Annotated in this window: 9 protein-coding genes; 4 read left to right on the top strand and 5 right to left on the bottom strand. The window is 68.4% G+C overall.

Annotation, left to right across the window (positions count from 1 at the left end):
- Positions 1–399 precede the first annotated feature (399 nt).
- Both AC07PF_RS30310 and AC07PF_RS30315 read right to left on the bottom strand, forming a co-directional pair.
- On the bottom strand, positions 400–1515 hold the full coding sequence (locus AC07PF_RS30310; protein ID WP_494610351.1) for a PA0069 family radical SAM protein: 1116 nt from the start codon (positions 1513–1515) through the stop codon (positions 400–402).
- 180 nt (positions 1516–1695) lie between these two features.
- Positions 1696–2595 carry a LysR family transcriptional regulator gene (locus AC07PF_RS30315; RefSeq protein WP_494614379.1) on the bottom strand — a complete coding sequence of 300 codons (900 nt, stop codon included), beginning with the start codon at positions 2593–2595 and terminating at the stop codon, positions 1696–1698.
- A 91-nt stretch (positions 2596–2686) separates the two neighbouring features.
- Here AC07PF_RS30315 and mdlC point away from each other — a divergent pair, with 91 nt between their 5' ends.
- The 4 genes from mdlC (at position 2687) to AC07PF_RS30335 (ending at position 6425) form a co-directional block, all read left to right on the top strand.
- A complete protein-coding gene (gene mdlC / locus AC07PF_RS30320; RefSeq protein WP_494614380.1) occupies positions 2687–4309 on the top strand; it encodes a benzoylformate decarboxylase in 1623 nt (540 codons plus the stop codon).
- Between the two features lie 75 nt (positions 4310–4384).
- Positions 4385–5398 (top strand): Bug family tripartite tricarboxylate transporter substrate binding protein, encoded by a 1014-nt coding sequence (locus AC07PF_RS30325; RefSeq protein ID WP_494614381.1) that lies wholly within the window; start codon positions 4385–4387, stop codon positions 5396–5398.
- A 115-nt stretch (positions 5399–5513) separates the two neighbouring features.
- Entirely contained in the window at positions 5514–5927 is a 414-nt protein-coding gene (rnk, locus tag AC07PF_RS30330; RefSeq protein ID WP_179684095.1) for a nucleoside diphosphate kinase regulator, read from the top strand.
- Positions 5928–6017: 90 nt separating this feature from the next.
- Positions 6018–6425, top strand: coding sequence for a hypothetical protein (locus tag AC07PF_RS30335; RefSeq protein ID WP_007856421.1), 408 nt, complete (start codon positions 6018–6020; stop codon positions 6423–6425).
- Positions 6426–6517: 92 nt separating this feature from the next.
- Here AC07PF_RS30335 and AC07PF_RS30340 read toward each other — a convergent pair whose 3' ends face one another.
- From AC07PF_RS30340 to AC07PF_RS30350, 3 genes are all read right to left on the bottom strand, one after another.
- Complete coding sequence (locus tag AC07PF_RS30340; RefSeq protein ID WP_494614382.1) at positions 6518–7636, bottom strand: acyltransferase family protein; 1119 nt, start codon at positions 7634–7636, stop codon at positions 6518–6520.
- 224 nt (positions 7637–7860) lie between these two features.
- Positions 7861–8814 carry an NAD(P)H-dependent flavin oxidoreductase gene (locus AC07PF_RS30345; protein WP_494614383.1) on the bottom strand — a complete coding sequence of 318 codons (954 nt, stop codon included), beginning with the start codon at positions 8812–8814 and terminating at the stop codon, positions 7861–7863.
- A gap of 101 nt (positions 8815–8915) precedes the next feature.
- Positions 8916–10706, bottom strand: a complete 1791-nt coding sequence (locus AC07PF_RS30350; protein ID WP_494614384.1) for an acyl-CoA dehydrogenase — start codon at positions 10704–10706, stop codon at positions 8916–8918.
- Between the last annotated feature and the right edge of the window lie 243 nt (positions 10707–10949).

Raw genomic sequence — 10949 nt, forward strand, 5'->3', positions numbered from 1 at the left:
CGCAGCTGCGAAGCAGCAGCCGTCTTTGTCCCCGCTCCCCACCCCTGCTGGCTGCGCCGAGAAGCGCAGGAGCTGGGGTGGGTGCATGTGCCGCAGGACACATGCACTTCGTCTTCTAGCTCGTCGATGCTGTTTGAGCGGAGTTCGAAGAACGCAGCGAGTTCATCGACGCCCACCCCAGATCCGAGCATCGCAGGTTGCCCCCGTTCGCCCGACAGGGCGTACGGGGGACGCAGACTGGGGGTCGCCTTTTCTTTGCCTACTTTCTTTTGGCGACGCAAAAGAAAGTAGGTGCGCCGCCGGGCGCACATCCCGGCCTCCGCCCTCAACCAAAGCACAAAGCAACCAAAGACACCATCACCACGCACCACGCACCGACCGATCAGGCAAGCCAATCGACTAAAACAAACACCCCTGATTACGGGCATACGCAGCCCGGTACTGCGTCAGGTCCAGCTCCGTCCGTACCCGATTGAGCCCCAACCTCCGGCAGGTAGCCGAAAACCGCTGCCGCAGCAGATCAGCCCACAGCCCCGAGCCCTTCATGCGCGTGGCAAAGTCGCTGCCATAGACCTTGCCGGCAGCCCGCTGCGCCGGATCGAGGCTGTGCAGATCCTGCACGCGCGCCAACACACGCGCCGCGCGCTGGGGATAGTGCAGCTCCAGCCACTCGCGGAACAGCGCATTCAGCTCCCACGGCAAGCGCAGCACGGTGTAGAAGGCACTCGTCGCGCCGGCCTCGTGCGCGGCCTGCAGCACCTGCTCCATGTCTTCGGTGATGAAGGGGATCTGCGGCGCCACGCTCACGCCCACGGGGATGCCCGCCTCGGCCAGGGTGCGGATGGTGCGCAGGCGCCGGTGGGGCGCGGCGGCGCGTGGCTCCATGCGGCGCGCCAGGGCGGGGTCGAGCGTGGTGATGGTGACGTACACGGCCGCCAGGCGCTGGGCGGCCAGCGGGGCCAGCAGGTCGAGGTCGCGCTCCACCCCGGCGGACTTGGTGATGATGGAGAACGGGTGGCGCATGTCGCGCATCACCTCGATCAGGCCGCGCGTGAGTTTCAGCTCGCGCTCCACGGGCTGATAGCAGTCGGTGGCCGAGCCGATGTTGATGAGCTGCGGCACATGGCTGGGCCGGCCCAGCTCATCGCGCAGCAGCGCGGCGATGTTGTGCTTGGCGATGATCTGCGTTTCAAAATCGAGCCCCGGCGACATATTGAGGTAGCTGTGCGTGGGCCGCGCGTAGCAGTACACGCAGCCGTGCTCGCAACCCCGGTAGGGGTTGACCGAGAGATCGAAGTAAATGTCCGGCGAGTCGTTGGCGCAGATGGCGCTTTTGGCCGTCTCCAGGTGCACGCGCGTGGCGGGTGGGGCGGGTGCTTCGTCGCCCTCTTCGTCCACAGGGACATCCCAGCCATCGTCCACCGCCTCGCGCGTGTCGCGCACAAAGCGGTGCGCCAGCGCCGTGGCCGCGCCCCGGCCGCGCACGGCCTGCAAGGGGATGCGCACGTCCTGCATCACCTGGGGGGCGTTCTCGTCGTCGATGGGTGGGCCGATGGGGTTGGACATGGGGGTACGGATAGCTGGCGGGCGCGCAGTCAGCGTGACGCCAGATACTGTATATTTATACAGTATAGTACCCGATGGATGGCGCGTTGGGTAGCGGTTTAAACAGCCACAGGGCCCACACACCGCCGGCTACTCCTTGAAGAGCCCCTCGATCACCCCGCGCAGCCACTGGTTGCCCGGGTCGGCCTCGAAGCGCTTGCTCCAGTGCAGCGACACGGTGAAGTCGCGCAGCGGCAGCGCGGGCTCGATGATGGTGTAGCCACCGGCCGCAGCGAAGCCCTGCGCGATGTTGCGCGGCATGACCACGGCCAGGTCGGTGCCGCGCACGATGGAGGGCAGCACCATGAAGTGCTCGGTGGTCAGGCGCAGGCGGTCTTCGAGCTGCAGCAGCGCCAGGATGCGCAGGGTGTCCGAATGCGAGCGCACGGCGACGAATTCGAGCTGCTTCAGATCGTCGAGCAAAGCCGCGCCGCTGCGCCGGCGCCGTGCGAAGGGGTGGCCTTCGCGCAGCAGCACGATGTAGCGGTCGTTGAGCAACTGCACGTGCTGCGTGTCCTTCACCGCGGGCAGGAAGCCGAAGGCGAAGTCGATGCGGCCGCTGTCCAGCAGCGGTGCGATCTGCTCGCGCGGCACGGGCAGGGTTTCGAGCCGCACGCCCGGCGCCTGCTGGCGCAGCGCGAGCATCAGGTCGGGCAGGAAGCGGCCCTCGCCGATGTCGCTCATGTGGATGCGGAACACCTTGCGCGACTGCAGCGGGTCGAACAGGGCCGATTCGTTGAGCGCCTGCTCCAGCGTGCCCAGGGCGCTGCGCACGGCGTCGGCCAGGCGGTCGGCCCGGGGGGTGGGCTGCACGCCGCCGCCTGCGCGCACGAAGAGCGGGTCCTTGATCAGCAGGCGCAGCCGCGTGAGCGCCTGGCTGGCCGCGGGCTGGGTCAGGTCCATGAGCTCGGCTGCGCGGCTCACGCTGCGCGTGCGGTAGACCGCATCGAACAGGCGCAGCAGATTGAGGTCGATGTCCTTGATATGCATTTTGCTGATACCACTTAGTCGCTTCATTGTATTGATGGATATTGCCAGGGGGTCGAAGATCGGTGCTTTCCACCCGCACCGTCCCTTCGCCATGCTCCAGGCCACCGCGCCCCGCGCCACCGACGCGCCCTCTGCCACCCACCCGCGCCCCACCGTGCGCGAGGTCGTGCTCGACCTGCTGCGCGGCTTCGGCATAGACACCATCTTCGGCAACCCGGGCTCGACCGAGCTGCCGCTGTTCCTCGATTTCCCCAAGGACTTCCGCTACGTGCTGGGCCTGCAGGAGGCGGTGGTGGTGGGCATGGCCGATGGCTATGCCCAGGCCACGCACAACGCGGCCTTCGTGAACCTGCATTCGGCCGCTGGCGTCGGCCACGCCATGGGCAATATCTTCACGGCGCACAAGAACCGCACGCCGATGCTGATCACGGCCGGGCAGCAGGCGCGCTCGATCCTGCCGTTCGACCCCTTCCTGTTCTCGGGCCAGGCCACGGAGCTGCCCAAGCCCTACGTGAAGTGGAGCGTGGAGCCTGCACGCGCCGAGGACGTGCCGCTGGCCATTGCCCGCGCCTACTACATCGCCATGCAGCAGCCGCGCGGGCCGGTGCTGGTGTCGATCCCCGCCGACGACTGGGACAAGCCCTGCGAGCCGCTGCAGGCCCGCAGCGTGAGCACCGAGACCCGGCCCGAGCCGCGCGTGCTGGGCGCCATCGGCGACGCGCTCGACGCAGCCGAGCGCCCGGTCTTCGTGGTCGGTGCGGCAGTCGACCGCGATGGCGCCTGGGACGATGTGCTGGCGCTGGCCGAGCGGCACAACGCCGCCGTGTGGATCGCCCCCATGTCGGGGCGCTGCGGCTTTCCGCAGGACCACCGGCTGTTTGCCGGCGTGCTGCCGGCCATGCGCGAGAAGATCGTGGCGCTGCTCGGCGGGCACGACCTGGTGTTTGCGCTGGGCGCCGCCGCCTTCACCTACCACGTGGAGGGCCACGGCCCGCATGTGCCGCCCGGTGCGCAGCTGGTGCAGTTGATCGAGGACCCGGGCACGGCCGCCTGGACGCCCGAGGGCACCTCGGCCGTGGGTGGCGTGCGCCTGGGCGTGCAGGACCTGCTGGCCCGCCCGGCCCCGCGCAAGCGCCCTGCCCCGCCACTGCGCGCGGTGCGCCCGCGTGCCGAACCTTCGGCGCTGATGGGCGTGCCCTACGTGATGCAGACCCTGGCCGAGGTGCGCGACGCACATTCCATCGTGGTGGAAGAGGCGCCGAGCTCGCGCGCCGCCATGCATGCCCACCTGCCCATCCTGCACAGCGAGACCTTCTACACGATGTGCAGCGGCGGCCTGGGCTACGCCATGCCGGGCGCCGTGGGCGTGGCGCTGGCGCGGCCGGAAAGCAAGGTCATCGGCCTCCTGGGCGATGGCTCGGCCATGTACTCCATCCAGGCGCTGTGGAGCGCGGCGCAGCTGCAGTTGCCCATCACCTTCATCATCCTCAAGAACCGGCGCTACGCGGCCCTGCAGGAGTTTGCGCCGACCTTCGGCTTCGGGCCCGAGGACAAGCTCGAAGGCACGGAGCTGCCGGACCTCGATTTTCTGGCACTGGCCCGCGGCCAGGGCTGCGATGCCGTGCATGTGGACGACGCAGCGCAGCTGCACCAGGTGCTGCGCGATGCACTCGCGCACCCGCGGCCGATCCTGGTGGAGATCGACGTGGCCTGAGCAGAACGCCCCTATCGCAGCACGCCAACCCAGCAGACCCGGATGACCGGGCGCCCCCGTTTCAGGAGACATGACATGACGCACGACAACCCACAGAACCCTTCCCCATCCCATGGCCGCCGCCTGGCCGGCGCACTCGCCCTGGCGGCACTTGCGGGCACCGCCCTGCTGTCCACCGGCGTGCAAGCAGAAACCTACCCCGCCAAGCCCATCAAGGTGATCGTCAACTTCCCGGCGGGCGGCGCGGCCGACCAGATCGCGCGCGCGGTGACGGTGCCGCTGCAGGCGGCGCTGGGCCAGCCCGTGGTGGTGGAGAACCGGGGCGGCGCGGGCGGCAACATTGGCGGCGAGGCCGTGGCCAAGTCGCCGGCCGATGGCTACACGCTGCTCATGAGCTCGGGCGGCATGGTCTCGGTGAACCCGCACATCTACCCCAAGATGCCGTTCGACCCGGTGAAGGACCTGGTGCCCGTGGCCGCCGCGGCGCGCGTGCTGGTGTTCCTGGAGGTGCGGCCCACGCTGCCGGTGAACACCGTCCAGGAGTTTCTGGCCTACCTCAAGGCCAACCCGGGCAAGGTGAGCTTCGGCACGCCGGGCAATGGCAGCTCGCCCCACCTGGCGGCCGAGATGCTCAAGGCCCAGGCCAATGTGTTTGCCGTGCACGTGCCCTACCGCGGTGCTGCGCCCGCCATGCAGGACCTGCTGGGCGGCCAGGTGGACTTCATGTTCGACCCGGGTATCGGCCTGCAGCACGTGAAGGCCAATAAGCTGCGCCTGCTGGCCGTGGGCAGTTCCAAGCGCTCGCCGCTGTTCCCCGACGTGCCCACGCTGGCCGAGGTGGGCTTGAAGGGCTTCGATGCCGATACCTGGTTCGGCTTCTATGCGCCCGCGGGCACCCCGGGCGAGGTGGTGACGCGCCTGAACCGCGAGATCAACAAGGTGCTGGTCACGCCCGCCGTGCAGGAGCGCATCACGGCCCTGGGCGGCGTGCCCGCGCCCATGTCGCCCGCCGACTTCAACGAGCGCGCGAAGATCGACAGCACGCGCTTCGGCGCGCTGATCAAGGCGCGCAACATCAAGGGGGACTGACCGATTCCCCGCCCCGGGCACCAATGCCCGCACGGTGCAGTGCGAGATTGCCGGCAAACCGCGCCAGCCGGCCTATAGTCCCGCGCTTTGCAACCACCACCGAGCGAGGTACCCCATGGCGCGCAAGCCCCAGATCATCCTGTCGTCCCTGGACGTCGACCGCATCGAAGCCCTGCTGGCCGCCATCCCGGCCAGTGTCTTCCCCGGCAAGGCCGACCTGCAGGCCGAGATCGACCGCGCCGAGGTGGTGGCACCCGAGGAGATCCCGCCGCATGTGGTGACCATGAACTCCACGGTGCAGTTCGCCATCGAGGAAACGGGCAAGGAGTTCTGCCTGACGCTGGTCTACCCGCGCGACATGGACGGCAGCGCCGACCGCCTGTCGATCTTCGCGCCCGTGGGCAGCGCGCTGCTGGGCCTGGCGGTGGGCGACGCCCTGGTCTGGCCTGGCCCTGGCGGCAAGCCGATGACGGTGCGCGTCAAGGCGATCCTGTACCAACCGGAAGCAGCGGGCGAATTGCACAGGTAGCCACTCTCCCGTGGCAATGGCCGTGGCGCAACCGCCGCAAATTGCAACAGGTGTTTGCGTTGTCATGGCTTGCAGCGACAATTGAAGACCATGAGCGCGCCCCCGCAGCTTCCCGATGATCCGAACGCCACGGCTGCGGCCCTGGCGGCTGTGCCGACCGCGTTTGACCCGGACTCCACCACCGCCTTCCAGCAGCGGATGGAGCGCGCGCCCGAATGGTTCTGCTCGTTCCTGGCCGGCAACAGCCGCGAAAAGAGCCGCCTCAAGCGCGAGATCGCGACCATGAAGGGATCGGTCGCCTGGCTCATGAAGCAGCGCCGCGAGGGCAACTGGACCGCCGAGGAGCGCGACCAACTGCGCGACGTGATGCGCTCGGCCTCGTCGGTCAGCCCCTATTTGTTCATCTGGGTGATCCCCGGCTCGATGCTGCTGCTGCCCTTCATGGCCTGGTTCCTGGACAAGCAGCGCAAGCGGCGCGAGGGCCTGCCGCCGGGTTGACCCCTACGGGAGCCCTTTCTGGCGTCCCGAGACAAGCAGAGTTCGCGCAAACCGGCCTAGGCGCGCAGCGCCTCAGGGGGATGGTCCGAATGCTATGCCCAGTGGCTGCTGACCGCGACCAGCATGCCCGCCCCCACCAGCCCGGCCTGCCAGCGCAGCGCCATGGACCAGGTGGGCACATGGCGTTCCACGCGCTCGTAGAGCTGCCGCCCGGCCATCAGCGACAGGGTGAAGGCCAGCACCATGCCCAGGGCGTTGACCACTGGCGCCGTGGGGAACAGGTGGCCGACGACGGCGTTGACCAGCAGGCACACGGCGAAGTGCACGAGGAAGACCGAGTACGACATCTGGCCCAGCCGGACCAGGGGCGCCACGCCCTGCCACTGGCGCAGTGGTGCCGAGCGCAGGGCGGCCACCAGCAGCACGGCGGCGGCGAGCGCCAGTGCGATGCGGCCTCGGAACTCCAGGGCCAGTGCCACGCCGCCCAGCAGCAGCATCAGGGCCAGCCAGCCGGTGGCGCGGGGTGACTTCACGGCCCAGAAGGCCATCATGCCCAGGCCGTAGGAACCGAAGAAGTACCAGCCCCACATGTCGAGCGCGCTGTCCAGGTTGAACAGGCACAGCGAGGCGGCCGTGAGGGCCACCAGCAGGCCTTGGCCGATCAGCGGCCCGTGGCGCCGGGCCCAGCCACCGGGCAGCGCCCGCACAGCCGCCCAGACCAGCACGCTGAGCGCGAACAGCTGGAAGTCGATGGCCACGTACCAGACACCGGCCGACAGCGCGTCCTCGCCCACGATGTCCTGCAGCAGCAGCGCATTCGCCAGCAGTTGCGCCAGCGTCGGCTCGTCGGGCACGGAGTGGTGGTCCATCCAGGGGCGCACCAGCGCCGACACCAGCACGGCCAGCAGCAGCGCCACCGCATAGGGCACGACCAGGCGCACGAAGCGCCGGGTGATCGCCGCCCCGGCACTGTCGAAGCGCGCCACGCCCTGGGGCGCCAGGCTGGCGGCCGCCAGGTAGCCGCCCAGCACCAGGAAGACCTGCACGGCCATGCGGCCGTAGCCGTAGAGCCAGGCCATCAGCCAGGGCGCCAGCGGCTGGGCGATGTCGGACATCGGGCCGTAGAAGGCCAGGTGGTGGCAGACGATGGCGGCACACGCCAGCCCTTTGACCATGTCGATCAGGGGTGTGCGAGAGGTGGCGGAGGACATGGAGACGGAAGGAGCGAAATGGAATGACCCGCCCGCCGATGCGGGCAAAAGCCGCTGATTATCGCTTGTTACAGAAATTTGCGCTTTGCCGAGCCTGCGCGGGCACCCGCTGCCAGGCGCCCGCGCAGAAGGGGGTTCGGGCGAACCGGGGTGCCCAGGACGGGGCACTGGCTGCCCGGACGGGCCGCCGGCAGGGCCCGGTGACCGCTGGCGCAGCCAGGCGATCAGAGCGCCAGGCGCGCGCGGGCGGCCTGGTATTCGCTGCGCAGGCGCGCCACAAGGTCGGCGGTGCTGGTCACGGCGTCGATGGCGCCGATGCCCTGGCCGCAGCCCCAGATGTCCTTCCAGGCCTTCTTGGCGTCGCCGCCGAAGTTCATCTTGCTCGGGTCGGATTCGGGCAGGTTGTCCGGGTCCATGCCGGCGGCACGGATCGAGGGCGCCAGGTAGTTGCCATGCACGCCGGTGAACAGGTTGCTGTAGACGATGTCGTCGGAGCTGCCGGCAACGATGGCCTGCTTGTACTCGTCGCTCGCACGCGCCTCGTGCGTGGCGATGAAGGCCGAGCCGATGTAGCCGAAGTCGGCGCCCATGGCCTGCGCGGCCAGCACCGCGTCGCCGCTGGCAATGGAGCCGCTGAGCGCGATGGGGCCGTCGAACCACTGGCGGATTTCCTGGATCAGTGCGAACGGGCTCTTCACGCCCGCATGGCCACCGGCACCGGCGGCCACCGCGATCAGGCCGTCGGCGCCCTTCTCGATGGCCTTGTGCGCGAACTTGTTGTTGATGATGTCGTGCAGCACGATGCCGCCCCAGGCGTGCACGGCCTGGTTCACGTCCTCGCGCGCGCCCAGGCTGGTGATGATGATCGGCACCTTGTACTTGGCGCAGACCTGCATGTCGTGCTCCAGGCGGTCATTGCTCTTGTGCACGATCTGGTTGATGGCAAAGGGCGCGGCCGGCTTGTCGGGGTTGGCCTTGTTGTAGGCCGCCAGCGTCTCGGTGATCTCGGCCAGCCATTCGTCGAGCAGTTCGGCGGGGCGTGCGTTGAGCGACGGCATGGAACCCACCACGCCGGCCTTGCACTGCTCGATCACGAGCTTGGGGTTGCTGATGATGAACAGCGGCGAGCCGATGACGGGCAGCGAGAGGTTCTGCAAGGCGAGGGGCAGCTTGGACATGGCAGGTGGGTTCCGGGTTGAAAGGATGGATGGATAAATCAGGTTCTCATGGGGCGCCGGGCGCGCGCAATGCGCCGGCCCGGCCCGTCTCCCCCGTGCGCTCAGAAGGCGTCGAGCGCCAGCTCCGTCACGCTGTCGGCGCCTTCGACGATGCTGTCGCGCAGGCCCGGTGCCTTGACCAGGATGTGCTCGGCATAGAACTGCGCCGTGGTGATTTTTGCCTGCATGAAGGCGCTGTCCTGTCCCTTGTGCAACAGCGCCTGCGCCACCAGCAGGCTGCGCGCCAGCTGCCAGCCGGCGACCAGGTTGCCCGCCAGCATGAGGTAGGGCACGCTGCCGGCGAACACGGCGTTGGGCGAGGTCTTGGTGCCACCGGCGACGAAATCCACCACATCGAGGAAGGCCTGGCGTGCGGCTGCGAGGCGCCGCGCCACGGCCTTGGCGGCGGGGCTGCCGTTGGCCAGCAGCTCGGCTTCGGTCTTCTCGATCTGGGCAGCAATGCCCTTGGCGGTCTGGCCGCCGTCGCGCGCGGTCTTGCGGCCCACGAGGTCATTGGCCTGGATGGCGGTCGTGCCTTCGTAGATGGTGAGGATCTTGGCGTCGCGGTAGTACTGCGCGGCGCCGGTTTCCTCGATGAAGCCCATGCCGCCGTGCACCTGCACGCCCAGGCTGGTGACTTCCAGGCTCATCTCGGTGCTGTAGCCCTTGACCAGTGGCACCATGAATTCATAGAACGCGGCGTTCTGCTTGCGCGCCTCGGCATCGGGGTGGTGTTGCGCGGCGTCGTACGCAGCGGCGGCCACGGTGGCCATGGCGCGGCAGCCCTCGGTGTAGGCGCGCATGGTCATGAGCATGCGGCGCACGTCGGGGTGGTGGATGATGGGTGCGCTGGCGGCGATGGAGCCGTCCACGGGGCGGCTTTGCACGCGGTCCTTGGCGTAGCCCACAGCCTTCTGGTAGGCGCGCTCGGCCACGGCGATGCCCTGCACGCCCACGGCGTAGCGCGCGGCGTTCATCATGATGAACATGTACTCGAGGCCCCGGTTCTCCTGGCCCACGAGGTAGCCCACGGCGCCACCGTGGTCGCCGAACTGCAGCACGGCCGTGGGGCTGGCCTTGATGCCGAGCTTGTGCTCGATGCTCACGCAGTGCGCATCGTTGCGTGCGCTCAGGCTGCCGTCGGCATTGACCATGAACTTGGGCACGACGAACAGGCTGATGCCCTTGACGCCCTCGGGCGCGCCCTGCACCCGGGCCAGCACCAGGTGCACGATGTTGGCGGCCATGTCGTGTTCGCCATAGGTGATGAAGATCTTGGTGCCGAAGACCTTGTAGCTGCCGTCGGGCTGGGGCTCGGCACGCGTGCGCACCAGGGCCAGGTCGGAGCCGGCCTGGGGTTCGGTGAGGTTCATGGTGCCGGTCCACTCGCCGGTCACCAGCTTCTCGAGGTAGGTGGCCTTGAGCTCGTCGCTGCCGGCCGTGAGCAGCGCCTCGATGGCGCCATCGGTGAGCAGCGGGCACAGCGCGAAGCTCATGTTGGCGCTGTTGCACATCTCGATGCAGGCAGCGCCGATGGTCTTGGGCAGGCCCTGGCCACCGAAATCGGCCGGGTGCTGCAGGCCTTGCCAGCCACCTTCGCCATACTGGCGGAAGGCTTCCTTGAAGCCCGGGGTGGTGGTGACCACGCCGTCCTTCCAGCTCGAGGGGTTCTTGTCACCCTCGAAATTCAGCGGAGCCAGCACGCCCTCATTGAACTTGGCGCACTCTTCGAGCACGGCCTGGGCGGTGTCGAGGCCCGCGTCTTCGAAGCCGGGAATCTGTGCGATCTGTTCAATGTTGGCCAGGTGCTCGATGTCGAACAGCATGTCCTTGACCGGGGCGGTGTAACTCATGGGTGTCTCCGATATATAAGAACCTGTTCAAGATCTTTTTGAAGCCGCGCAAGTCCCTTTTCGGGATGGGATGCTAGGCGCGGGGCGCAGCCGATAGCCCGTGCTATCGGCAAGCGCCGCAACGCCGCAGACCGCCCGAAAAGAGACTTGCCCTCCGGGTTGGAGTGAAATCGGGCGATTGGACGCCCCGGCTGCTTGCATGGGCACGAGCCCATGCGGCGCATCCGAAGCATCCACTCATCC

The organism is Acidovorax sp. GW821-FHT10A04 (genome assembly GCF_059415825.1).

What these genes read in the sequence shown, in the direction of transcription:
- AC07PF_RS30335 (WP_007856421.1), top strand. Translation starts at nt 6,018, where the DNA reads ATGAGCGCGCCCCCGCAGCTTCCCGATGATCCGAACGCCACGGCTGCG.
- AC07PF_RS30345 (WP_494614383.1), bottom strand. Translation starts at nt 8,814, where the DNA reads ATGTCCAAGCTGCCCCTCGCCTTGCAGAACCTCTCGCTGCCCGTCATC.
- AC07PF_RS30310 (WP_494610351.1), bottom strand. Translation starts at nt 1,515, where the DNA reads ATGCAGGACGTGCGCATCCCCTTGCAGGCCGTGCGCGGCCGGGGCGCG.
- AC07PF_RS30325 (WP_494614381.1), top strand. Translation starts at nt 4,385, where the DNA reads ATGACGCACGACAACCCACAGAACCCTTCCCCATCCCATGGCCGCCGC.
- mdlC (WP_494614380.1), top strand. Translation starts at nt 2,687, where the DNA reads ATGCTCCAGGCCACCGCGCCCCGCGCCACCGACGCGCCCTCTGCCACC.
- AC07PF_RS30350 (WP_494614384.1), bottom strand. Translation starts at nt 10,706, where the DNA reads ATGAGTTACACCGCCCCGGTCAAGGACATGCTGTTCGACATCGAGCAC.
- AC07PF_RS30340 (WP_494614382.1), bottom strand. Translation starts at nt 7,636, where the DNA reads ATGTCCTCCGCCACCTCTCGCACACCCCTGATCGACATGGTCAAAGGG.
- AC07PF_RS30315 (WP_494614379.1), bottom strand. Translation starts at nt 2,595, where the DNA reads ATGCATATCAAGGACATCGACCTCAATCTGCTGCGCCTGTTCGATGCG.
- rnk (WP_179684095.1), top strand. Translation starts at nt 5,514, where the DNA reads ATGGCGCGCAAGCCCCAGATCATCCTGTCGTCCCTGGACGTCGACCGC.